The organism is Edwardsiella anguillarum ET080813, assembly GCF_000264765.2.
GTDB classification, from domain to species: Bacteria; Pseudomonadota; Gammaproteobacteria; order Enterobacterales; family Enterobacteriaceae; genus Edwardsiella; species Edwardsiella anguillarum.
Window position 1 is genome coordinate 1,110,884 of the sequence record NZ_CP006664.1, and the last position, 24,505, is coordinate 1,135,388.

General features: G+C 61.4%; 21 protein-coding genes and 1 tRNA gene. 5 read left to right on the plus strand and 17 right to left on the minus strand.

Annotated features, from left to right (window positions below; all coding sequences use genetic code 11):
* Nucleotides 1-3: 3 nt before the first annotated feature.
* Nucleotides 4-77: transfer RNA gene (locus ETEE_RS05065), tRNA-Gly, on the minus strand.
* A gap of 444 nt (nt 78-521) precedes the next feature.
* Between ETEE_RS05065 and ETEE_RS21830 the strand changes: the two genes are divergently transcribed.
* Nucleotides 522-863, plus strand: coding sequence for a hypothetical protein (locus ETEE_RS21830; protein WP_225865117.1), 342 nt, complete (start codon nt 522-524; stop codon nt 861-863).
* On the plus strand, nt 808-1,485 hold the full coding sequence (locus ETEE_RS05070) for a YadA-like family protein (RefSeq protein WP_225865209.1): 678 nt from the start codon (nt 808-810) through the stop codon (nt 1,483-1,485). The genes ETEE_RS21830 and ETEE_RS05070 overlap by 56 nt, the downstream gene beginning before the upstream one ends.
* A 74-nt stretch (nt 1,486-1,559) precedes the next feature.
* Here the strand turns inward: ETEE_RS05070 and lysS are convergent, their stop codons facing one another.
* From lysS to xerD, 5 genes are all read right to left on the minus strand, one after another.
* Nucleotides 1,560-3,077 (minus strand): lysine--tRNA ligase, encoded by a 1,518-nt coding sequence (gene lysS, locus ETEE_RS05075; protein ID WP_034164683.1) that lies wholly within the window; start codon nt 3,075-3,077, stop codon nt 1,560-1,562.
* A 9-nt stretch (nt 3,078-3,086) separates the two neighbouring features.
* A protein-coding gene (gene prfB / locus ETEE_RS05080) for a peptide chain release factor 2 (protein ID WP_107775223.1) occupies nt 3,087-4,185 on the minus strand; the annotation gives its coding sequence in 2 pieces (ribosomal slippage) (nt 3,087-4,109 and nt 4,111-4,185; 1,098 coding nt in all).
* 340 nt (nt 4,186-4,525) lie between these two features.
* Nucleotides 4,526-6,259: a single-stranded-DNA-specific exonuclease RecJ gene (gene recJ / locus ETEE_RS05090; protein WP_034164685.1), complete on the minus strand. Its 1,734-nt coding sequence runs from the start codon at nt 6,257-6,259 to the stop codon at nt 4,526-4,528.
* A gap of 4 nt (nt 6,260-6,263) precedes the next feature.
* Nucleotides 6,264-6,980, minus strand: a complete 717-nt coding sequence (gene dsbC / locus ETEE_RS05095) for a bifunctional protein-disulfide isomerase/oxidoreductase DsbC (RefSeq protein ID WP_034164686.1) — start codon at nt 6,978-6,980, stop codon at nt 6,264-6,266.
* A gap of 27 nt (nt 6,981-7,007) precedes the next feature.
* Entirely contained in the window at nt 7,008-7,907 is a 900-nt protein-coding gene (gene xerD / locus ETEE_RS05100) for a site-specific tyrosine recombinase XerD (protein ID WP_034164688.1), read from the minus strand.
* A 151-nt stretch (nt 7,908-8,058) separates the two neighbouring features.
* On the opposite strand from xerD, the gene fldB reads away from it, so the two are divergent.
* Nucleotides 8,059-8,571, plus strand: coding sequence for a flavodoxin FldB (gene fldB, locus ETEE_RS05105; protein WP_034164689.1), 513 nt, complete (start codon nt 8,059-8,061; stop codon nt 8,569-8,571).
* 24 nt (nt 8,572-8,595) lie between these two features.
* Here fldB and ETEE_RS05110 read toward each other — a convergent pair whose 3' ends face one another.
* On the minus strand, nt 8,596-9,012 hold the full coding sequence (locus ETEE_RS05110; protein ID WP_034164690.1) for a protein YgfX: 417 nt from the start codon (nt 9,010-9,012) through the stop codon (nt 8,596-8,598).
* Nucleotides 8,993-9,259 (minus strand): FAD assembly factor SdhE, encoded by a 267-nt coding sequence (gene sdhE / locus ETEE_RS05115; protein ID WP_012849755.1) that lies wholly within the window; start codon nt 9,257-9,259, stop codon nt 8,993-8,995. The genes ETEE_RS05110 and sdhE overlap by 20 nt, the downstream gene beginning before the upstream one ends.
* A gap of 348 nt (nt 9,260-9,607) precedes the next feature.
* On the opposite strand from sdhE, the gene ygfZ reads away from it, so the two are divergent.
* Complete coding sequence (gene ygfZ, locus ETEE_RS05120; protein ID WP_034164692.1) at nt 9,608-10,606, plus strand: tRNA-modifying protein YgfZ; 999 nt, start codon at nt 9,608-9,610, stop codon at nt 10,604-10,606.
* A 41-nt stretch (nt 10,607-10,647) separates the two neighbouring features.
* Here ygfZ and ETEE_RS05125 read toward each other — a convergent pair whose 3' ends face one another.
* Nucleotides 10,648-11,472, minus strand: coding sequence for a shikimate 5-dehydrogenase (locus tag ETEE_RS05125; RefSeq protein WP_034164693.1), 825 nt, complete (start codon nt 11,470-11,472; stop codon nt 10,648-10,650).
* A 156-nt stretch (nt 11,473-11,628) separates the two neighbouring features.
* Complete coding sequence (locus tag ETEE_RS05130; RefSeq protein ID WP_034164695.1) at nt 11,629-12,501, minus strand: nucleoside-specific channel-forming protein Tsx; 873 nt, start codon at nt 12,499-12,501, stop codon at nt 11,629-11,631.
* 605 nt (nt 12,502-13,106) lie between these two features.
* Between ETEE_RS05130 and trhA the strand changes: the two genes are divergently transcribed.
* Nucleotides 13,107-13,760: a PAQR family membrane homeostasis protein TrhA gene (trhA, locus tag ETEE_RS05135; protein WP_370634716.1), complete on the plus strand. Its 654-nt coding sequence runs from the start codon at nt 13,107-13,109 to the stop codon at nt 13,758-13,760.
* A 54-nt stretch (nt 13,761-13,814) separates the two neighbouring features.
* Here the strand turns inward: trhA and ETEE_RS05140 are convergent, their stop codons facing one another.
* The 7 genes from ETEE_RS05140 to pepP form a co-directional block, all read right to left on the minus strand.
* Nucleotides 13,815-15,227, minus strand: a complete 1,413-nt coding sequence (locus ETEE_RS05140) for an alanine/glycine:cation symporter family protein (protein ID WP_034164696.1) — start codon at nt 15,225-15,227, stop codon at nt 13,815-13,817.
* 492 nt (nt 15,228-15,719) lie between these two features.
* Nucleotides 15,720-18,602, minus strand: coding sequence for an aminomethyl-transferring glycine dehydrogenase (gcvP, locus tag ETEE_RS05145; RefSeq protein ID WP_034164698.1), 2,883 nt, complete (start codon nt 18,600-18,602; stop codon nt 15,720-15,722).
* Between the two features lie 89 nt (nt 18,603-18,691).
* Nucleotides 18,692-19,078, minus strand: coding sequence for a glycine cleavage system protein GcvH (gene gcvH, locus ETEE_RS05150; protein WP_034164699.1), 387 nt, complete (start codon nt 19,076-19,078; stop codon nt 18,692-18,694).
* Nucleotides 19,079-19,116: 38 nt separating this feature from the next.
* Nucleotides 19,117-20,241 (minus strand): glycine cleavage system aminomethyltransferase GcvT, encoded by a 1,125-nt coding sequence (gene gcvT / locus ETEE_RS05155; RefSeq protein WP_034164700.1) that lies wholly within the window; start codon nt 20,239-20,241, stop codon nt 19,117-19,119.
* A gap of 384 nt (nt 20,242-20,625) precedes the next feature.
* A complete protein-coding gene (gene ubiI, locus ETEE_RS05160) occupies nt 20,626-21,831 on the minus strand; it encodes an FAD-dependent 2-octaprenylphenol hydroxylase (RefSeq protein WP_034164701.1) in 1,206 nt (401 codons plus the stop codon).
* Between the two features lie 28 nt (nt 21,832-21,859).
* Nucleotides 21,860-23,038, minus strand: a complete 1,179-nt coding sequence (gene ubiH / locus ETEE_RS05165; RefSeq protein WP_034164703.1) for a 2-octaprenyl-6-methoxyphenyl hydroxylase — start codon at nt 23,036-23,038, stop codon at nt 21,860-21,862.
* Nucleotides 23,035-24,357 (minus strand): Xaa-Pro aminopeptidase, encoded by a 1,323-nt coding sequence (pepP, locus tag ETEE_RS05170; protein WP_034164704.1) that lies wholly within the window; start codon nt 24,355-24,357, stop codon nt 23,035-23,037. Before pepP ends, ubiH begins: the two co-directional genes overlap by 4 nt.
* Nucleotides 24,358-24,505 lie beyond the last annotated feature (148 nt).

Sequence of the window (24,505 nt, forward strand, 5' to 3'; positions counted from 1 at the left end):
ATCTGGAGCGGGCGAAGGGAATCGAACCCTCGTATAGAGCTTGGGAAGCTCTCGTTCTACCATTGAACTACGCCCGCGATGTGTGAACCATTATAGTCACTTCCCTCGCCGCAGCAAGAGGAAACTGAGCTAAGTGATGAATATTTCAGCAGATATCTTATCAACCCGCCCATGTGCCGTTTTCTTCACCATTTCGGCCGCCGCCTTCCCTCTCCACGGCAGACGTTCTACCCTTTCGCCCCTCTCGCCAGCGCTCTCCCCGGGAGCGCTGGCGAGAGGATGACAGTTGAAACATGCCCTGAAATATCACCTGAAACAGTAATCACAACGTAATTGATCGCCTGAAATAGCCAATAAGTATGTCAGAGAAAACATTTGCAACCGAAAGCTGACACGGCGGGAGATTATCTAAAAATACAGAGCGCAATTTGCATAAGAAAACGGCAGATTACAAATACAACATCATAATATCCAACAGTTTTAATACTTGAGCCATCATTGATAAAAAAGAGGATATTACGATGTCCCTATTCCGCATCGGTATTATTTCTACCGCCGTTCTTTTGACCGTCTCACCGTTTGACGACGCCGTCGCGGCGCCGGCACTCCCTAACGCCGCCGCCGTCCATCGCGGGATCCTGGATGTGCATCTGGGCAACGACAGTAACTGCGCGGGCGGCAGCTATGATACGGCGCTCGGCGCCAGCAGCCGTACCCGCGGCGACGCCGCTACCGCCATCGGCGCCGAGTCCTACTCCGGCGGCGCCAACAGCGTCGCCATCGGTAACGAAAACCGCAGCCAACAGTCTGGCGGGACAGCACTCCACGGCGCTCGGCGATGGGGCCCAGGCCACGCCCGATAACGCGATAGCGCTGGGCGACGATGCCCAGGCCAGCGCCAGCTACTCCACCGCCATCGGCGTCAGCGGACGAGCATCCGGGTATAGCAGCATGGCGCTGGGCAACGATAGCCAAGCCTCCTATATGAACAGCGTCGCCCTCGGCGCCAACAGCCAGACCGCGCGCGTCAACAGCGTCTCTATCGGCGCCCCCGGCAGCACGCGTCAGCTCACCCACCTCAGCGCAGGCACGCAGGCGACGGATGCGGTCAACGTCAGCCAGCTACGGGGATATAGCCGTAGCTTAAGCAATACAGAGCGTAACGATATGCAGGCAGCCAATGCGCGCCTCAACCGGTTCGGCCATGCGATAGAAGGACGAGTCAACCGGCTGCAGCAGCAGATGACCGACCAGCATAACGAGAGCAATGGCGGTATCGCCTCCGTCACCGCGATGGCCGATATTCCCTATACCCACCGGCAGACCGTTAGCGTCGGGGTGGGCGTCGCCAACTATCAGAACGCCAACGCGCTGGCCGTCGGGGCGCAGTACCAGGTAACGCCGCACACCGACATTCGTCTGGCCTCTGCGTGGAACAGCGCCGAAGGGGATGTCGTGGGTGCCGGTATCGCCTATGGCTGGTAACAGGCGAAAACCGGCGTAGATGACAAAAAAAAAGCCCCGGCGATGCCGGGGCTGATACGCGATGAGGACAACGCTTATTTCTGCGGACGCATCGCCGGGAACAGGATCACGTCACGGATGGTGTGGCTGTTGGTGAACAGCATCATCATACGGTCGATACCCACGCCCAGACCGGCGGTCGGCGGCAGGCCGTGCTCCAGCGCGGTCACGTAGTCTTCGTCGTAGAACATGGCTTCGTCGTCGCCGGCATCTTTGGCTTTCACCTGATCCAGGAAACGCTCCGCCTGATCTTCGGCGTCGTTCAGCTCGGAGAAGCCGTTACCGATCTCACGGCCGCCGATGAAGAATTCAAAGCGGTCGGTGATGAACGGGTTCTCGTCGTTACGGCGCGCCAGCGGAGAAACCTCAGCCGGATATTCGGTGATGAAGGTCGGCTGAATCAGCTGGCTCTCTGCCGTTTCATCAAAGATTTCGCACTGTACGCGGCCCAGGCCCCAGCTTTTCTCGATCTTGATGCCCAGGGACTCGGCGATCTTGCAGGCCTTATCCATGTCATCCAGATCGGCAGAGGCGATGTCTGGACGGTAGTGGCAGATGGCCTCTTTCATGCTCATCTTGATAAACGGCTTGCCGAAATCGAAGGTCTGATCGCCGTACTGCACCACACTGCTGCCCAGAACATCCTGGCTGATGGTGCGGAACAGCTCTTCGGTCAGCACGATCAGGTCTTTGTAGTCCGCGTAGGCCATATAGAGTTCCATCATAGTGAACTCGGGGTTATGACGCGGAGAGACGCCTTCGTTACGGAAGTTACGGTTGATTTCGAACACGCGCTCGAAGCCGCCGACCACCAGACGCTTCAGGTACAGCTCCGGCGCGATACGCAGGTACATATCGATGTCCAGCGCATTGTGATGGGTGATGAACGGACGGGCGGAGGCGCCCCCCGGGATCACCTGCATCATCGGGGTTTCGACCTCCATGAAGCCTTTGTTGACCATGAAGTTGCGGATAGCGGCCAGGATCTTGGAGCGGGTACGGAAAGTCTCGCGGGAAGACTCGTTGGCGATCAGGTCCAGATAACGCTGGCGATAGCGGGTTTCCTGGTCAGACAGACCGTGGAATTTGTCCGGCAGCGGGCGCAGGGCCTTAGTCAGCAGATGGATAGAGTGGCAATGAATGGACAGCTCGCCGGTCTGAGTGCGGAACAGAGTACCGCGTGCGCCGATGATGTCACCCAGGTCCCATTTCTTGAACTGTTCGCTGTAAACATCATCTTTCAGATCGTCACGGGCAACATACAGCTGAATACGGCCACCCATATCCTGCAGCGTAACGAAAGAGGCTTTACCCATGATACGGCGGGTCATCATGCGCCCGGCAACGGAAACTTCAACGTTCAGCGCTTCCAGCTCTTCCTTGCTCTTACCGTCATACAGGCTGTGCAGCTTATCGGAGGTGGTGTCGCGGCGGAAATCGTTAGGGAAAGCGATGCCTTCCTTACGCAGAGCCGCCAGTTTCTCGCGGCGAGCCTGCATTTCGTTGTTTAAGTCCAGAGCCTGTTCGGCGCCTTGTTGCTGTTGTTCAGACATAGTGTTTCCTCATAACCCGGCTTTTAAACTTGCCTCAATAAACCTATCCAGGTCGCCATCTAACACGGCCTGTGTATTACGTGTCTCAACGCTAGTACGTAAATCTTTTATGCGGGAGTCATCCAGCACATAAGAACGGATCTGACTACCCCAACCGATATCGGACTTGGTATCTTCCATCTGCTGCCGTTCAGCATTTTTCTTTTGCATCTCAAGTTCATAAAGCTTGGCTTTCATCTGCTTCATGGCCTGATCTTTGTTCTTATGCTGGGAACGGTCGTTCTGGCACTGCGTCACCAGCCCGGTCGGAATGTGGGTAATACGCACGGCGGACTCCGTCTTGTTGACGTGCTGACCACCGGCGCCAGAGGCGCGGTAAACGTCGATACGCAGATCCGCCGGATTGATATCGATATCGATATCGTCATCCACTTCAGGATAAACAAAGGCGGAGCTGAACGACGTATGGCGACGACCGCCCGAGTCAAACGGGCTCTTGCGCACCAGGCGATGCACGCCGGTTTCGGTACGCAGCCAGCCATAGGCATAGTCACCGCTAATTTTGATGGTGGCGGACTTCAGACCGGCCACTTCACCCTCAGATTCTTCGATAATCTCGGTTTTGAAGCCCTTGGATTCAGCCCAGCGCAGATACATACGCAGCAGCATGCTGGCCCAGTCCTGCGCTTCGGTTCCCCCGGAGCCGGCCTGAATATCCAGGTAGCAGTCGGCGCTGTCGTATTCGCCGGAGAACATGCGGCGGAACTCCAGCTGCCCCAGCTTCACGTCCAGTAGATCGAGTTCGGCGACGGCCTCGTTAAAGGTCTCTTCGTCGTCGGCCTCTACCGCCAGCTCCAGTAATCCGGATACATCCTCCAGCCCCTGGTGCATTTCATCGATGGTGTTGACGATGGTTTCCAGGGAGGAACGCTCTTTGCCCAGTGCCTGCGCACGCTCCGGTTCATTCCAGACATCCGGCTGTTCCAGCTCGGCGTTTACTTCTTCCAGGCGCTCTTTCTTGGCATCGTAGTCAAAGATACCCCCTCAGAACATCTGTCCGCGCAGACAGGTCCTGAATACGGTGTTTTACCGGATTAATTTCAAACATAGATTGTTATCTTCTTTAAAAGTGCAACGGTCGGGAAACACGGTGCCGTCATACGGCCCCCGGCCAAAAGGACAAACGCAAAGTAACGGGATATCTCGCCATACGCTGGCAAAGGCATAACCTAAATCCCCATCCCATTACCCCTACAGACTATAGCAACTCGTTTGCAGAAATGGCAGACCCTACGCAGAGATCCTGCACTGTTGCTGTAAAATCCGGCACTTAACGCGGAAGTTCAACGAATTTACTAATCTGCGCGCCCCAGTTATTAATTATGCTAATAAACAAGAGGGGTAACTTTCGTTACCCCTCTACAATACATGATTTTGCTGACCCTGCCTCAGCGCGGCCAGAGGTGTTGGATCATTAACTGTACACTGCGATTGCCACGGTACTCATTGATGTCCAGCCGATAGGCCAGCTCCACCTCACGCACGCTGGCGTCCGGCCACAGGGCGGTATCCACATTAAACGCGATGCCGTCCAGCAGCGGGCCACCGCCCAGCGGTTCCAGCATCAGCTTAAGGTGGCGCTCCCCGACCAGACGCTGCTGCAGAATGCGAAACTGACCGTCAAAGGTCGGCTCCGGAAACGCCTGTCCCCAGGGTCCACCGTCGCGCAGCAGCTCCGCCACCGGCAGCGTCAGCTCATCGCTGCTCAGCGCCCCGTCCGACCAAACCACCCCTTCCAGCTGGGCCGGATCGAGCCACTCGCCCACCAGCGCATCAAAGTGATGACGGAAGTCGTCAAAGCGCGCCGCCTCAATGGTCAGCCCCGCCGCCATCGCATGGCCACCAAATTTCTGCATCAGCCCCGGGTATTGGGTGTCCAGACGCTCTAGCGCATCGCGCATGTGCAGCCCCGGCAGCGAGCGCCCCGATCCCTTCAGCAGCCCCTCTCCGGCCGGAGCAAAGGCGATCACCGGACGGTAAAAGCGCTCTTTGATACGCGAGGCCAGAATCCCCACGACACCCTGATGCCATTCGGGATGGTAGAGCGCCAGCCCGTAGGGCAGCTGCGTCAGGGTGCGCTCCAGCCCGGCACAGATCGCCAACGCCTCGCTCTGCATCCCCTGCTCTATCTCGCGGCGCGTCTGGTTTAGCGTATCCAGATCGCAGGCCAGCGCACGCGCCTGCGGCATATCCTCGCTCAGCAGCAGCGCCACCCCCAGCGACATGTCGTCCAGCCGCCCGGCGGCGTTGAGGCGCGGCCCCAGGGCAAAACCGAGATCGCTGGCGCTCAGACGCAGGGCATCGCGCTTGGCTACCTCCAGCAGCGCGCGGATCCCCGGACGACAGCGCCCGGCACGAATACGGTTCAGCCCCTGGTGCACCAGGATACGGTTGTTGGTATCCAGCGCGACCACGTCCGCCACGGTGCCCAGCGCCACCAGATCCAGCAGATCGGCCAGATTGGGCGCAGGGCGCCCCAGACGCTCAAACCAGCCCTGCTCTACCAGATGACGGCGCAGCGCCAGCATCAGGTAGAAGGCGACGCCGACGCCGGCCAGCGACTTGGAGGGAAAATCGCAGTCGGCCAGATTCGGGTTGACGATGGCCTCCGCCGCCGGCAGCGTCTCTCCCGGCAGGTGGTGATCGGTCACCAGCACGCGGATCCCGCGCGCGTGGGCCGCCTCGACCCCCGCGTGCGACGAGACGCCGTTATCCACGGTCATGATCAGCTCCGCCCCCATGGCGGCGGCCTGTTCGACCACCTCCGGGCTAAGGCCGTAGCCATCCTCAAAACGGTTGGGCACCAGATACTGCACGCTATCGCAGCCCATGGCGCGCAACGCCAGCACCGACAGCGCGGTGCTGGTCGCGCCGTCCGCATCAAAGTCACCGACGATCACCAACCGCAGACGCTGCGCCAGTGCCTCCTGCAGCAGCGTCACCGCCCGCTCAATACCGCTCAACTGCTGATACGACAGCAGCCCCTTCACCCCGCGCTCCAGCTCGGCGGCGCTGCGCACGCCGCGGTTACCGTACAGACGGCGCAGCAGCGGCGGTATCTCATCCGGCAGCTGACTCTCCGCCGCCGCCTCTCGCCGGCAAAGCCGTGTCTTCATCGTCAAAACATTAACCTTTCTTCTGGCCCATCTGGGCCTGGGCATCCAGCATCGCCAGCATCTCTTTCGGCCCCTGATAGCCAGGGATCACCATTCCGTTGCTCAGCACGATCGCCGGCGTCCCCTGAATGCCAAACTGCACGCCCAGCTCATAGTGAGACTTGATGTTCACATCACAGGTCGCCGGTGAAATCGTCTCGCCCTTCAGCGCATCGTCGAAGGCCTTGCGGCGATCCGCCATACACCAGATCGACTGCATATCCTTCTCCGCCTTGGAGTCCGGCCCCTGGCGCGGGAAGGCTAGATAGCGCACGGTGATCCCCAGATCGTTGTACTCCTTAATCTGGGCGTGCAGCTTATGGCAGTAGCCGCAGGTGATATCGGTAAAGACGGTGATCACATACTTCTGCTTCGGTGCCTTATAGACGATCATTTCTGGCGCCAGCTTATCCAGGCGCTTCATCAGCAGCTGATTGGTGACGTTTTCCGGCACCGCGCCGCTGACGTCATACATCGGCCCCTGCAGGATATGCTTGCCATCGTCCGTTACATACAGCACGCCGCCCTCGCTGAAGACCGTCTTCAAACCGGCCACCGGCGACGCCTGGATCTGCGCCTGCTGGATCCCCAGCTTTTTCAGGGACTGCTGGATCGCGGCATCATCTGCCCGGGCCAGGCCGCTGACGGATGTCGCCAGTAATGCCAACCAAATCACGCTTTTCTTCATAATGAATTCCTTTGAATTGCCCTCCGCTCAGGCGCGGGGATGATGCTGTTGATGTAGCTGTCTCAGACGCTCTGTCGCTACATGGGTATAAATCTGGGTAGTGGAAAGATCGCTGTGCCCCAAAAGCATCTGTACGACACGTAAATCCGCGCCATGGTTCAACAGATGGGTAGCGAACGCATGGCGCAGCACGTGCGGTGACAGGCGCTCCGCATCGATCCCCGCCAGGACGGCATAGTGCTTAATCCGGTGCCAGAAGGTCTGGCGCGTCATCTGGCGGGCGCGATTGCTGGGAAACAGCGCCGCAACCGTCTGGCCGTTCACCAGCCACGGACGGCCATACTCCAGATAGTACTCAATCCAGTAGATCGCCTCCTCCCCAAGGGGAACCAGGCGCTCTTTGTTGCCTTTGCCGATCACCCGTACTACGCCCTGACGCAGGCTGATATCCTCCTGCGCCAGCCCCACCAGTTCGGACACCCGCAGGCCGGTGGCGTACAGCAGCTCCAGCATCGCCTTATCGCGCAGCTCCAGCGGCGTATCGATGGAGGGCGCCTGCAGCAGGGCGCCCACCTGGGCTTCAGAAAGGTCTTTCGGCAGCCGCTGCGGCAGCCTGGGCGAGGCCAACTGCGCGCTCGGATCGTCGCCACGCAGCGTCTCCCGGTACAGATACTGATAGCAGCGGCGCAGCGCGCTGAGCAGACGGGCCGAGCTGGACGCCTTATAGCCCCCGTCCATGCGCTGGGCGAAGAAGTCCTGCAGATCGCCGTGCGCCGCCGTCAGCAGGGTCAGATCGTGACAGGCCAGCCATTCGGCCAGCGTGCGCAGATCCTGACGATAGGAGGCCAGGGTATTCTCCGCCAGATTCTTCTCCAGCCACAGCGCATCCAAAAACTGTTCGATCAGCGCCTGATCCTGTTCGTGCACCCCGACTCCTTAACCCATAATATCGCTGTATGGTATCCCGCCTGCACGCTACGTGCGGCGCCTTATCGACGGCCAGCCTACAGGATGCGGTCAGTGGTTTCAAATCTGTTACACTGCCCGTATCCGCTTGGGCAATCATGGCAAACGCACAATGAAAATCGGTCTTTTTTATGGCTCCAGCACCTGCTACACCGAGATGGCCGCCGAGAGAATTCGCGACATTCTGGGCGCCGATCTGGTCACCCTGCACAACATCCGCGACACCTCGCCCGCGCGAATGACGGAATACGACATGCTGATCATGGGGATCCCCACCTGGGACTTCGGTGAGCAGCAGGAGGATTGGCAGGCCGCGTGGGACGCGCTGCCGCCGCTGCCGGGAAAAATCGTCGCGCTGTATGGCATGGGCGATCAGCAGGGGTACGGAGAATGGTTTCAGGACGCGCTCGGCATGCTGCACGATCGCCTGCTGACGCTCGGCGCCCGCCCGGTTGGCTACTGGCCGACGGCGGGCTATACGTTCACCGCCTCTCGGGCAACGCTGGACGATGGACGCCTATTTGCCGGCCTTGCGCTGGACGAGGTTAGCCAGTTCGATCTCAGCGAGGCACGGCTCCAGCGCTGGTGCCAGCAGATCATGCTAGAGACGGCCGAGCTGCTGTAGCGACCACGCCAGCGCGGCGATTCGCTATGCGCGATCGTCGCCCGTATCGAGCAGCGCGCGGCGCAGCTGCCCCCACTCTTCTCGGCTCATGCTGTCGGCCGCCAGCCACAGACGGCGGCGGCACGGTACACCATGGGTACTCTGCAGAATCAGCAGCGCCCCCAGATCGCTAACCCAGGGGCGCCGGGCCAGGCGCCACTCGCGCAGCTGCCAGTGCCACACCTGCGGCGTCAGCAGCTGCAGCTCACCGCGGTTACGCGCAATCCGACGCTGGCTGCGGATACACTCAAAGATCACCGCCACCAGCAGAACCAGCCAGAATGCGCTGTAGTTTTCCGGCCAGGGCGCCAGCAGGATCGCCAAAACCAGCGCGCCGTGCCCCAGCAGAAACATCACCTGGGTACGCCAGGAGACGTGAACGTTACAGCGCCAAAGGACCACGTTCTTTATTTCGCGTCTGAATCAGCGTAATCATACGGGCCAGATCAGCGTCGTCCGGCTTACCCTGGTTCATCAGCCATTTAAATAGCTCAGGATCGTCGCAGGCCAGCAGGCGGACAAAGGTCTGTTTATCGGCATCGTTAAGCGCATCATACTCATGTTCAAAGAAAGGCATAATCGCGATATCCAGCTCGCGCATTCCGCGGCGGCACGCCCAGTGAACCCGCGCTTTATTATTGATATCCATGACTCATCCACTCCGACTTCGTTTTCTATTTGGTAACTGACGGGACGCCGGCCCACACGCCGGCATCGCTGGCGGTATCCCGCGCCAATCTGACTCTTATTCTAGCGCGAAAACCCGTTTGATTTAGAAAATCCCTTAACACTCTGTCATATTTTGCCCACGCTGCCACGGATAATATTTGTTATTCGTGCTTTTTTATTCAGGATTTGCAATGTGTTACGCAACACCTCATGCCGAGACCGCCCAGTTTCTGAACGTAACCACATCGAGCGCAATTAACCATTGGCATTGCGGGCGAGCTTTCTTACCATGGTCACTACGTCCGGTATGACCTTACAGGGAACTCTCATGAACCTTAACGCCCCCTTCTCCCCGCAGCCGCCTCTGGCCGCAGAGCACCTTCCCCTGACCCTGATACGGTTGGATGACTGGCTGCCGATCAACGTCAGCGGCCCGGATGCGCCAAGCTACCTACAGGGGCAGCTTACCGCCGACGTGCTGGCGCTGACCGCCACGCAGCATACGCTGTGCGGCCACTGCGACGCCCAAGGCAAGCTGTGGAGCAGCCTGCGCCTGCTGCGCCGCGGCGACGGCTTCACCTATCTGCTGCGCCGCAGCGTGGCCACCCTGCAGACGCTGGAGCTGAAAAAGTATGCGGTATTTGCCAAGGTCAGCATCGCCAGCGATGAGACGGCAGTGCTGCTGGGCGTCGCCGGCGCGCAGGCCAGCGAGGCCCTCGGCACACTCTTCCCGCGGCTGCCGGACGCCGATGCGCCGCTGCTGCAGGCCGGCCGTAGCCATCTGCTCTATATGGCCTGGCCGCAGCCGCGCTACCTGCTGATCTGCGATGATGCGGATGAAGCGGCGCGGCTCCTCACCCCGCTGGCCGCGCGCGCACGCCTGGCGGATAGCGCCCAGTGGCTGGCGCTGGATATCGAAGCCGGGCTCCCGATCATCGATGAGCCCAGCTGCGATCGGTTCCTCCCCCAGGCCGTAAACCTGCAGGCGCTGGGCGGGATCTCGTTTACCAAGGGATGCTACAGCGGCCAGGAGATGGTGGCGCGGGCCAAATACCGCGGCGCCAACCGGCGGGCGCTGTTCTGGCTGCGCGGTAGCGCAGAACGGCTACCGCACGCCAGCGAAGATCTGGAGCTGCGTCTGGGCGACAGCTGGCGGCGCAGCGGTACGGTGCTGGCGGCACAGCGGCTGGCCGACGGCGACATCTACCTGCAGGCGGTGCTGAGCAGCGATCTCCCGGCAGACAGCGTACTACGGGTACGCGACGATGCGCGGAGCCAGCTCGCGCTGTCGCCCCTGCCCTATCGCATCGCGGATCAACCGGAATAGCCTCCATCGCGCCCGACACAGCCGACGCCCGCGGTCGGGCGTCACTCTCCCCGGGCGTGGGCGGCGGCCTGTAAAAATAGCCCGTGCTCCGGCCGAATGCCGGTATACAGGACAAACTGCTCCACCGCCTGGATGGCGAACACCTCGGCCCCGGTGATCACCGTTTTGCCCGCCGCCCGCGCCGCCTGAACCAGCGGCGTCGCTATCGGTATGGCCACCACCTCAAACACCGCGCGGGCCTGCGCGATGAGCGCGGGATGAAATGACAGCGCGCTGGCAAACTCGCCGCCGAGCATCCCCACCGGCGTGGCGTTGATCAGCAGCTCGGCCGGCGCCTGCACCGGCAGCTCTCGGTACCAGGTATAGCCATACTGCGCGGCCAGACGCTGACCGGACTCGGCGTTTTTCGCCACGATATAGCCACGGGTAAACCCCGCGTCCCGCAGCGCGCAGGCGACCGCCTTGGCCATGCCGCCGCTGCCGTGCAGGGCAAAGCACATGGTGGGATCGAGCGCATACTGGCGCAGCAGCTGGGCGATGGCGATATAATCGGTGTTATAGGCCTTCAGCCAGCCCTCCGTATTGACGAGGGTATTCACCGATCCGATCCCGGCGGCCGAGGCATCCATCTCATCCACCAGCGGGATCACCGCCTCCTTAAACGGCATGGAGATAGCGCAGCCGCGGATACCCAGCGCCCTGACGCCGCCGATAGCGGCGACGATATCGCAGGTGGTGAAGGCCTTATACAGATAATCCAGATCCAGCGCGTCATACAGGTAGTTATGAAAGCGGGTGCCAAAGTTTCCCGGGCGCGCCGCCAGCGACATGCACAGTTGGGTATCCTTGCTGAGGTGTCGGGTCATGATAGCTCCTTAGGCCAGAAAGTTCGCCGCACAATCCCGACATCATGGCGTAAAACGCGGCACAGAAAAACGGCTCGTTTTCCTGCGCGCCTTCCTCTTTTTAGCCATGAAAAAGGCCCCGTCGCAGCGGGGCCCTGATGCAGACATGGCGTGGGATTAGAAGTTGTACCCCACCACCAGGTAGTAACCCCAGCCGGTCGGATGCAGATCTTCACCCAGCGCGGCACCCTCTTTCCACTGGCCGCCGTTATGGAAGTAACGAGCCACCACGGAGTAGTGCCAGTGGGTGTAGTTCAGCGCCAAAATATGGCTGGAGGCGATGGAGTTATTGGAGCGCAGCTGATTGCCGTTGCTGCCGACCCCGGACTTGTCGCCCAGACGGGAGCCGAAGTCAAAGTTGGTGAAACCGATATAGTTCAGGTTGCCGCCCCACAGCTCGGTCAACGGCACGAAGTACTTCACCTTCACGCGGTAGCCGTCCCAGCTATTCTCGTTGGCTGCACCGTAGTTTTCCCACTGGTACTTGCCGTACACGTTCAGCGACAGGCCCATCGGCAGACCGGTATCAATGTCGGTCCCCAGACCCATATACCAGGTATTCTGGCGGCTATCGCTGTTACGCCCCATGTCAAAGACATAGTCGTTAGCGAAGTACCACTCTTTAAACGGACCGAAGCCCAGGTTCAAGCCGGTCAGCTTATCGATAGAGAAGCGCGGCTCGATCTCCATAAACAGCGGGGAGCCTTTATCCCAGATCCCCTTATCGACCGTGTTGCCGGCGCCGAAGAACTTCGGTACGTCAACATAGCCATAAAAATCGAGCCAGTCCTTCTTGGCAAAGGCTTCGTACTCCAGGTACACATCATTGGTACGGAACGGCCCAAAGCGAGTATGGTAGCTACCCACCACGTTCACGCTCTGATGCCACCAGTCGGAAAGATACTCGCCGTTATTGTCCGCCGCCGTTGCCGTGACGCTGGTGGAGAGACAGGACAGCAGAGCGCCCGCAGCTAAAATTGTTTTTTTCATATGAGTGCCACTTACCTTAAAAAGCTCCCCGCGCAGAGGGAGACAACGACAACATGTCAACATCGCCACAAATCAGCCATCACTCGCGCGAACGCCCGCTCGTTGGCCTGGCGCATTATAGAAATAAACGGATACAGAAAACTGTGATCAAGTAAGAGTTTTTTAAAAGCGTAATCGATTGCGTTCACGATTGCGGAGAAAAACGACGCAGGAATAATACATTAATTGAGATTCTCATCAAATTAATGAGTTGGACGTTTTCCGTGCAGAAGATCTCTTTTTTGTTTAAAAATCAGTTTAATAAATTCAACAAGATAGCCATAACCCCCGACAATCCCCCGCGCAGCGGCAAAAAGTGGCCCTGACGGCGGCGATCCGCTGTTGTAAAAGTAATAATCACGGTGACTATTTGTGATTTTAAGCACATCAACTCTCATTATATGGCCGCGCGCCGCGCCGCTTTTTTAGCGTACACGTGTACACTGGAATCATTCTCAGCTACTCTAGGTCGTTCCGTCGCTGGCGGAATGACCTGGAGCTGGGAGGCATGTCCCCGGCTTACCTAAGTCCGACGTGGATCGGGCTTCGCTGCGTGAGATCATACGATGATGACAACCGCTTCCCCGCTGCAACCGGGGTACTCTCTGACCGAAGAGATCGCCAATAGCATCAGCCACGGCATCGGTTTTATTCTGGGGATCGTCGGGCTGGTTCTGCTGCTGGTACAGGCCGTCGGCAGCGGCGCCAGCGCGATGGCCATTACCAGCTACAGCCTGTACGGCGGCAGCATGATCCTGCTGTTTCTGGCCTCGACCCTCTACCACGCCATCCCTAACCGGGCGGCCAAGCGCTGGCTGAAAGTTTTTGACCACTGCGCCATCTATCTGCTGATCGCCGGAACCTATACCCCCTTTTTACTGATCGGGCTGGATTCACCGCTGGCGCGCGGGCTGATGGCGGTAATTTGGACGCTGGCGCTGCTGGGGATCCTGTTTAAGCTGGCCTTCGCCCACCGCTTTAAGATCGTCTCGCTGATCACCTATCTGACCATGGGCTGGCTCTCGCTAATCGTGATTTATCAGCTGGCGATGCGCCTCTCCGGCGCGGGGATCGCGCTGCTGGCGCTGGGGGGGATCGTGTATACCCTGGGGGTTATCTTCTACGTCTGCCGGCGCATTCCCTACAATCATGCCATCTGGCATGCCTTTGTCCTCGGCGGCAGCGCCTGTCACTTCTTCGCTATCTATCTGTACCTCTAAGTAAAACGGCGGCAGAGGAGCCCCCTGCCGCCGTGATGCTAACGCCCGACTAGGTCATTCGCCTTCGGCGACCGCGCTACCGTGGCGGCGCTGGCCGATCTCGCGGGTCAGACGGATCACCACCGGCGACAGCAGCAGCAGCGCCGCGAGGTTCGGCAGCACCATCAGGCCGTTGAACATATCGGCCATATTCCACACCAGCTCCACGTGGAAGAAAGAGGCGATGAAGATAAAGACGACCACCAGCAGCTGATACACCCGCACCGCCTTCTGCGAGTTAAACAGATAGCGCACGTTGGTCTCCGCATAGTAGTACCAGCCAATGATGGTCGAGAACGCGAAGAAGAACAGTGAGGCGGAAATAAACAGGCTGCCAAAGTGACCATAAACATAGGAGTACGCCTGCTGGGTCACAGCAATCCCCTGGCCTGAAAATACGCCGAGGAAAGAGGCCTGCGCCTGCCCACCCTGCTGCCACATCGCCATGCCAGAGGTGATGATCACCAGCGCCGTCAGGGTGACGATCACGCACACCACGAACACCCCCATCATGGCGATAAAGCCCTGCTGCTCCGGGTGTTTCACCTTGGCCACCGCGTGGGCATGCGGCGTTGATCCCATCCCGGCCTCGTTCGAGAACAGGCCGCGGGCAATACCGAAACGCATCGCCTGCTGGATAGCGATCCCCGCGCCGCCGCCCAGCACCGCCTGTGGGTTGAAGGCCGCCACGAAGATGGCCTTGAACGCCGGCAGAATATAGTGGGCGTTCAGGCCCAGGATCAGCAGCGCGCCGACCAGATAAAATACCGCCATGGTCGGCACCACCTTCTCCGTGAAGGAGGCGATACTGCGCAGCCCGCCCATGATAACCCCACCGGTCAGCACGGCCAGAACCACCCCGACGATCCAGCCCGGAACGCCCAGCGAACCCTCAAAGGCGGCGGCGATCGAGTTGGACTGCACCATGTTGCCGATAAAACCCAGCGCAAAAATAATCAGCACGGAAAACAACGCAGCCAGCCATTTACAGTTCAGCCCTTTCTCAATGTAATAAGCTGGGCCGCCGACAACGTGTCCCTGTTTATCAAAAGACTTATATTTCTGCGCCAGAATGGCCTCGGCATAAATCGTCGCCATCCCCAGGAATGAGGAGACCCACATCCAAAAAATAGCGCCCGGACCACCGGCGACGATCGCCGTCGCCGGACCGGCCAGGTTCCCGGTCCCCACCTGGCCCGCGATGGCCGTGGCGACCGCCTGGAATGAGCTCATCCCCTGCTTGTCCGCCTTATCACCGGACAGAGACATACCACCGAACAGCGCGCGAAAGCCGGAGCCGAAATGCCGGATCTGAATAAAGCCCAGACGCAGGGTGTAATAGATCCCCGTGCCGCAGAGTAAAAAAATCAATAGCTCATTCCACAACAGACTATTGATGCGGTTCACACACTGTGCCAAAAGTTCCATACCTGACATTACCCGTTTTTATTTTTGCCTGTCGGTGTATTGGACGTTTAAACGGGAATAGTACGCCGCCGTCGCCCGGCAAACGGGCGCGGTAACATAAACCGGATAAACGCGGGAGCGGTACGCTGCCGGCGGGCGGAGAAAAACGCCTCTCCGCAATGGCAACATTTCACGATGAGAACTCTATCACACTTTACCCCCCTGGCCAGCCGGGGAAATCGCCGATCAACGCATGAATAAAAGTGATGATTAGCGCAAGTAATAACAGACGATCAAAATGTAATAAAATGATTTTAATTGATTTTTAATACAAAAGCGCCAGATGCGTCGTTCGTTATCCACTGGATAATAAATTAGAATATTTCATACATAAAATGTTCATAAAAAGCGGACACGCCCCGGGAGAACCGGGTTCGCCATCGATCCGGCGCGCGGAAGCCGTGCAAAAAAAAGCGGGCGACCGTCACCGATCGCCCGCCCGCGTGGGATAACCTATGCCCAGTCGCTCAGCGGCGGACAGGAGCACTGCAGATGGCGATCGCCATAGACATCATCCAGGCGCTTCACCGCCGGCCAGTACTTGTTATCCCGCGTCTGCGGCGTGGGAAACACCGCCAGCTCACGCCCATAGGGGTGATGCCACTCGCCCACCAGCTCTCGTTGGGTGTGGGGCGCATTGACCAACGGGTTATCCTGCAGCGGCCACTCACCGGCCTCAACGCGCGCGATCTCATCGTGAATCGCCAGCATGGCAGCGATAAAGCGATCCAGTTCGGCCTTATTCTCCGACTCCGTCGGTTCGACCATCAGCGTACCGGCGACCGGGAAGGACATGGTCGGTGCGTGGAAGCCATAGTCGATCAGACGCTTGGCGATATCCATTTCGCTGATGCCGCTGCGCGCCTTCAGCGGGCGCAGATCCAGGATACACTCGTGGGCCACATAGCCCGTCTTCCCGCGGTACAGCACCGGGTAGACCGCCCCCAGACGGCGGGCGATATAGTTAGCGTTCAGGATCGCCACCGCGCTGGCGCCGCGCAGCCCATCGGCCCCCATCATGCGAATATACATCCAGCTGATGGGCAGAATGGATGCGCTGCCGAACGGTGCGGCGCTGACCGCGCCCTGGCGGGTGGTCAGGCCGGCCAGCTGCACCACCCGGTGGCCGGGAACAAAGGGCGCCAGGTGAGCCTTGACGCCGATCGGCCCCATTCCCGGCCCGCCGCCGCCGTGCGGGATGGCGAAGGTTTTATGTAGATTCAGGTGCGAGACATCGGCGCCGATATAGCCGGGCGTGGTGATCCCGACCTGCGCGTTCATGTTGGCGCCGTCCAGGTACACCTGACCACCGTACTGATGCACTATCTGGCACACCTCGCGAATGGTCTCTTCATATACGCCGTGGGTCGAGGGGTAGGTCACCATGATCGCCGCCAGGCGCTCCCCCGCCTGCCGCGCCCGCTCACGCAGATCGTGCAGATCGATATTGCCCTGCTCATCACACGCCACTACCTCGACCTCCATCCCGGCCATCTGCGCCGAGGCCGGGTTGGTGCCGTGGGCCGAGGCCGGGATCAGGCAGCGAGTACGCTGCCCCTCGCCCCGGCTTTCATGATAGCGGCGGATCGCCAGCAGACCGGCATACTCCCCCTGTGCGCCGGAGTTGGGCTGTAGACAGACGGCGTCATACCCCGTCAGCTGCACCAGCCACTCCGCCAGCTGGCTCAGCAGAAGCCGGTAGCCCTGCGCCTGCTCCGGCGGACAGAACGGGTGCAGCGCGGCGAATTCGGGCCAGGTGATCGGGATCATCTCGGCGGCGGCATTCAGCTTCATGGTACAGGAGCCCAGCGGGATCATCGCCTGATTCAGCGCCAGATCGCGCCGCTCCAGCGCGTGCATATAGCGCATCAGGGCGGTTTCGCTGTGATAGCGGTTGAACACCGGATGCGTCAGGATCGGCTCGCGGCGCAGCAGCGCCGCCGGAATGCTGCCTTCGCAGGCCTCCTGCGCCAGCGTATCCAGGGTATCGATATTCAGCGCATGGCCGTCTCCGAGCAGGATGGTAAACAGCGCCTCCAGATCGTCGCGCGTGCTGCACTCGTCAAAGCTGATGCCGACCGCGCCATCCAGATCGCCGCGCAGGTTGATGCCAAAGCCGAGGGCCCGCGCCAGCACCGCCCCCTTGTCGGGCACCGCCACCGTCAGGGTATCGAACCAGCGGTGGTTGCGCAGCGTCATCCCCTTTTGCTGCAGGCCGAGCGCCAGAATATCCGCCAGGCGGTGAACCCGTTCGGCAATGCGCCGCAGCCCCTGCGGACCGTGATACACCGCATACATACCGGCGATATTGGCCAGCAGCACCTGCGAAGTACAGATGTTGGAGTTGGCCTTTTCCCGCCGGATATGCTGTTCACGCGTCTGCATCGCCATGCGCAGGGCCGGCTCCCCGGCGGCATCCCGCGCGACGCCGATAATCCGCCCCGGCATGGCGCGCTTAAACGCCTCGCGACAGGCAAAGAAGGCGGCGTGGGGGCCACCGTAGCCCATCGGCACGCCAAAGCGTTGAGCGGAGCCAAACACCACGTCGGCTCCCTGACGCCCCGGCGCCTCCAGCAGCACCAGCGCCAGCGGATCGGCCGCCATACAGGTGATCACCCCGCGCTCGCGCAGGGAGTCCATCAGCGCACGATAGTCATGCAGCTCGCCCTGCGTGCCGACCTGCTGCAGCAGCACCCCGAACAGATCGCGGTGATCCGCCGCCCGCCGGGCATCATCGATGATCACCTCAACCCCGCAGGTCGCGGCCCGGGTACAGACCACGTCGATGGTCTGCGGGTGCACATCCTGCGCGATAAAGAACGTCTTGGCCTGCTTCAGGCGGCTGGCGCGCCGCGCCAGCGCCATCGCCTCGGCGGCGGCGGTCGCCTCGTCAAGCAGCGACGCCGAGGCCAGCTCCAGCCCGGTCAGATCCAGCGTCATCTGCTGAAAGTTAAGCAGCGCCTCCAGACGCCCCTGGGATACCTCCGGCTGATAAGGGGTATAGGCGGTATACCAGCCGGGGTTCTCCAGCATGTTGCGCTGGATGGCCGGCGGCGTCTGCACGCCGTAATAGCCCATGCCGATAAACGATCTGTAGCACTGGTTTTGCGCGGCGATCGCCCGCAGCTCGTCCAGCGCCTGCTGCTCGCTGCAGGCGGCGCCGATGGGCGGCGCGGCGGGCAGCTGAATATCCGCCGGGACGATGTGCGCCAGCAGCGTATCGAGATCCGCTGCACCAATCTGCGCCAACATCTGCTGCTGCTCCTCCAGCGTGGGGCCGATATGGCGGGCAATAAAAGCGTCACTGTTTTCAAGCTGAGTAAGGGTCTGAGTCATGGCTTACGCATTCCTGGATCGCGCCGCAGCCCGGCGCCCGGCAAATCATACGAAAAGGCCGCCACTGGGGCGGCCCGGCGGTCACGCGCTTATTCGTCCAGCGCGGCCAGATACCCTTCGGCGCTGAGCAGCGCCGCAAACTCGGCGGGATCGTCGGCCCGGATACGGAACAGCCAGCCCTCATCATAGGGCGCTGCGTTGACCTGCTCCGGCGCCTCCTCCAGTGAACCGTTTACGGCCACGATCTCCCCCGCCAGCGGGCTGTAGATGTCCGACGCCGCCTTGACCGACTCGGCCACCGCGCACTCCGCGCCGGTGTCGATGTGCGCCCCTACCTCCGGCAGATCCACAAACACCATATCGCCCAGCAGCCCCTGGGCATGATCGGTGATCCCGACGCAAAAGACCCCGTTTGCCTCCGCGCGTACCCACTCATGGGACGCGGTATACTTCAACTCTGTCGGCACATTGCTCATCGCCATCCTCTCCTGGAGTTATGTGTTGCTTCACTTGGTTAGTTGCCTATCGCCGCCGCATCGACGGACGGGATCAGGCTGCGGCCGTGACGAACAAAGCCCGGTTTCACCACGCTGAGCACCAGCTCGCGACCGCGAATCTCGACCCACGCCTCGCCGCCGATCCCCTGCGGTACCCGCGCCAGGGCGATGCTGCACCCCAGCGTCGGCGAGAACGAGCCGCTGGTGATCGTCCCCTGACAGGCGTTCCCCTGTCCATCGCGGAAACGGATCGTCATGCCCGCCCGCAGCACCCCTTTCTCCCGCATCACCAGCCCGACCAGCTGTTCAGGATGCTGGCCCTGCTGACGCTCCAGCGCCGCCCGGCCAATAAAGTCACGCTCCGGCGGCGCCCAGGCGATGGTCCAGCCCATGTTGGCCGCCAGCGGCGAGATCCGCTCATCCATCTCTTGACCATACAGGTTCATTCCGGCCTCCAGACGCAGCGTGTCGCGGGCGGCCAGCCCGCAGGGCCTGATGCCCGCCTGTACCAGCCGCTGCCAGAAGGCCGCCGCCGCCTCCTGCGGTAGCGCTATCTCATAGCCATCCTCCCCGGTGTAGCCGGTGGTGGCGATAAACAGCGATCCCGCCTGACGGCCGAAGAAGGGTTGCATCCCGGCGATCGTCTGACGCTGCGCCGGCGTTAGCAGCGCATCCACCCGCTGACGGGCCGTTGGTCCCTGCACCGCGATCAGCGCCAGATCGCGCCGCTCGCGCAGCTCAACGCCAAAGGCAAGCGCATGCTCGCCAATCCAGGCTAAATCCCGCTCTCGGGTCGCCGAGTTGACCACCAGACGAAACTGCTGATCCGTCAGAAAATAGACGATCAGATCGTCGATCACCCCGCCGCTGGCGTTCAGCATCGCGCTGTACAGCGCCTTACCCGGCTGTGTCAGGCGCGCCACATCGTTGGCCAACAGATGGCGCAGGAACTCTCGTACCCTGACCCCGTGCAGATCCACGATGGTCATATGGGAAACATCAAACATCCCGGCATCGCTGCGCACCGCATGGTGCTCCTCCAGCTGGGAGCCATAGTGCAGCGGCATCATCCAGCCATGAAAATCCACCATGCGCGCCCCGTCGGCCACATGTTGATCATAAAGCACCGTCTGTTTTGCCATTCTCATCCTCGACTGAGTATGCGGCCGTAAGCGGCTGCGCTCGCGCCGCCGCGGCCCCTCCGCGGCGCGCAATCGATACATCTCTGCCCGACGGTATCACTGAAACAGCGAATTAACCATAAGATAAAATAGGCGTAACAACGCTAACCCCGCCGGGACGATAGGATGATAATGCAGAATATCTTGCTGAAAAAATGCGCACATCAGCACAAAATTAACATAGTTGCTGCATTTTTGTTGCCTATGTATAACCTTAACAGATTAAGGAAAGCAGAAAACAGCAGGGATAAAAAACGGGGAGATGAGAAAAACTAATTCAAACGGCGGGGATAGGATTAGAATATTTCACCCGCGGAGGGCATCCGCGGGCGAGGCGCCCGATCTTTATTCGTCCGACGGCGCCGCCCGCAGCAGCGCAGGCAGATCCGCCAGTCCCATGGCATGGCGCACCAGCTGAGGCTTCACCCCCGGCAGGCGATCGGCCAGCGTCAGCCCCAGGTCACGCAGCAGTTTCTTCGCCGGGTTGGCCCCGGCGAACAGATCGCGGAACCCCTGCATCGCCGCCAGCATCACGGCGGCGCTGTGCTTGCGCCGACGCTCATAGCGGCGCAGATACAGATGGTGTCCGATGTCCTTGCCCTGGGCCTGCAGGCGGCACAGCTCACCCGCCAGCTCCGCCGCATCCATCAACCCCAGATTAACCCCCTGACCGGCCAGCGGATGCACGGTGTGCGCCGCATCCCCCATCAGGGCCAAGCGGTGTCCGGCAAAGCTGCGGGCATAGCGCCCCTGCAAGGGAAACAGCGCCCGTTCGCCGACGCACTGGCAGCGGCCAAGCCGATGATCGAAGGCGATGGTCAGCGCACGCTCAAACAGCGGCGGCGCGGCCGCGTACATGCGCTGTGCCTCCTGCGGCGGCAGCGACCACACGATAGAGCACAGGTTGGGATCCCGCAGCGGTAAAAACGCCAGGATCCCCTGCGGGTGAAAGATCTGACGCGCGATCTGGTCATGGGGCTGCTCACAGCGGATCGTCACCACCAGCGCATGATGCTGGTAGTCCCAGAACGTCAGCGGTACGTCGGCCTGACGGCGCAGGGCCGAGTGGGCACCGTCGGCGCCGACCAGCAGCCGCGCGCTGAGCATCGTCCCGTTATCCAGCGTCACAAACGCCTCACTCTCTCCCCAGGCCACCTGCGCAAGGGTCGCCGGCGTCATCAAAGTGATCCCCTTATCCTGCTCGGCCCGCTGCCACAGCGCCGTCTGTACCGCCTGGTTCTCCACGATGTGGCCCAGGTGGAGATGCCCATAGTCCGCGGCGTCAAAGGCGATACGACCAAAGCTGTCCGCCTCCCATACCGCCATGCCGCGACAGGGCGCGGCACCCTGCGCCAGGATCTGAGGCCAGACGCCCAGCTGCTGTAGTAGACGCTCGCTGGCGATATTCAGCGCGGACACCCGCCGCACGGTCGTTGGTGCCGGCGCACGCGGCTCGACCACCGCGATGCGCAGCCCGCTGCCGGACAGGGCATTGGCCAGCGCCAGACCGACCATACCGCCGCCGACAACAATAATATCGAATGATTGCATAGCTTCCTGTTTCCCCAGCAACGGCGGACTAACGGGCGACCTGACCCAGCGTGCGCCGCACCAGCGGTGTGCGCAGCGGCGGCGTCAGCGCCAGCGCCATCAGTCCCAGATTACGCCCGACCGCCAGCGGCGGCAGACGGTTGGCGAACAGCCGCACCAGACAGTCGGTCAGCGCAACAGTCGCCGCGCAGTCGGGCTGACGCCGCCCTTGATAGCGCGCCAGCGTCCGATAGGCGCCGGGATCCTCCCCGCGCCGCAGCGCATCACTCAGGGTCTCCGCCAGCGTCATCACATCGCGCAACCCCAGGTTAAATCCTTGCCCAGCAATCGGGTGCAGCGTCTGCGCCGCATTGCCGACCAGCGCCAGACGGTGGCCGATATGCCCGTGCGCCCGACGTAGGCTCAGCGGGTAGCTATCGCGCCGGCCGCAGTGCGTCAAGCGCCCCAGGCGCCAGCCAAAGGCCTGCTGCAGATGATGCAGAAACGAGGCATCATCCCACAGCATCGCCTGTGCCGCCTGCGCCGGCGGCAGACACCAGACCAGCGTGCTCCGCCCCTCCGCCATCGGCAGCAGCGCCAGCGGCCCGTCCGGCGTAAAACGCTCAAAGGCGCGTCCACGGTGCACCTCGCGGGTAGCCAGCGTGGCGATCAGCGCCGTCTGCTCATACGCCTCGCTGTGCCACCCCATGCCGCACATCTGCGCCAGAGGCGATGAGGCTCCGTCGGCGGCCACCAATAGCCGTCCCTGTAAGCAACGGCCATCCGCCAGCCAGGCCGTCACGCCGTCGACGCGACGCTCCACCCGCGCCAGCGTCGCCGGACAGAGCAGCGTCACACCCGGCGCCGACGCCAACAGCCGAAACAGACGGGTGCCGGCCTGATGCAGCGGGATCACCTGCCCCAGCGCGGGGAGATCGTACGCATCGGCGTCCAGCCACAGCGCTCCGCCGTGGCCGCGGTCGCTTATCTGCACCTGACGAATCGCGGTCGCGCAGGAGGCCAGCGCCGGCCAGACGCCGATCTGCGCCAGCTGCTGACAGGTACCGTGGGCCAGCGCGATGGCGCGGGCGTCAAATCCGGGGTGCGCATCGGCGCCGGGAGCGACTGCCTCCACCAGCGTTACCGCACAGCGCCCGCCGCTCAACGCCGACAGCGCCAGCGCCAGCGTCGCGCCCGCCATGCCGCCGCCGGCGATGATGATGCTCATTCCCGCGCCCGCGCCGCCGCCATCAGTGCTTCGATCGCCTCGACCGATTTCACGACGCCCTCGGTCAAGATCTCGCAGCCCGCCTCGGTGATCAGCACATCATCCTCAATCCGCACCCCGATGCCGCGATAGGCCAGCGGCACATCGGCATCGGGTGCGATATACAGCCCCGGCTCGCAGGTCAGCACCATTCCCGGCTCCAGCGTACGATCGCGCGCCGGCGTCGCATAGTCGCCAACGTCGTGGACATCCAGCCCCAGCCAATGCCCGAGGCCGTGCATAAAGAACGCCCGATGCTTCTGCTGCGCGATCAGCTGCTCGACCTCTCCCTGCAGGATCCCCAGCGCCACCAGGCCTGTCACCATCATCTGCACCGTGGCCTCCTGCGCCTCGCGCAGGCTGCTGCCGGGACGATAGTACTCAAGCCCCGCCGCCATCGACGCCAGCACCAGCTGATAAATCTGACGCTGGGGCTCGCTAAAGCGGCCGCTGACCGGGAAGGTTCGGGTGATATCGCCGGCATAGTGGCGGAACTCGGCGCCGGCATCCACCAGCACCAGATCGCCCTCTTTCATTTCACTTTCGTTTTCAGTGTAATGCAGGATACAGGCGTTCTCGCCGCTGCCCACGATGGTATTGAAGGAGGGGGCCCGCGCGCCGTGTCGGTTGAACTCGTGCAGCAGCTCGCCCTCCAGCTGATACTCATACATCCCCGGACGGCACTTCTCCATCGCCCGGGTATGGCCCTGTGCGGTGATCTCGGCGGCGCGCCGCATGACGGCGATCTCCTCCGCCGACTTGAACAGCCGCATCTCATGCACCCAAGGCCGCCAGTCCGTCAGGGTCGCGGGCGCACGCAGGCTCTGACGGGCGCCGCGGCGCAGCGTCTCCAGCGCGGAAAAGAGCATCGCATCGGCGAAGTCATACATGCCCTGCGCGTGATACACCACGTCCAGACCGTTGAGCAGCAGCGGCAGTTGCTCCTCCACGTCGCCGTACGGCAGAGCGCGATCGATATTCAGCCGCGCCGGCGCCGCCTCTTGTCCCAGACGACGGCCAAACCAAACCTCTGCCGTGACGTCTCGCACCCGATTGAACAGCACGCTGTGGCTATGGTTGTCGGCGCTTTTGATCAGCACCAGCAGCGCCTCCGGCTCATTGAATCCGCATAGGTACCAGAAATCGCTGTTCTGGCGATAGGGGTATTCGTTTTCGGCATTGCGGCAGCGGACCGGCGCCGCGAAAAACAGTGCGGCGCTGCCCGGTTGCATTTTGGCCAGCAGCGCCTGACGGCGACGCTGATACTCTTGCGGGGTCATATCCATCTCCTGACAATAGGCGGGTCAAACGGCAGGGCAGCCCGGCGGCTGCACCCTGTCTCCATAATACAAACCGGTTATTAAAACGGGATACGTCCAGGCCGTATCCCGCAATAATGCGCGCGATCAATACGCATCCACAACGGCG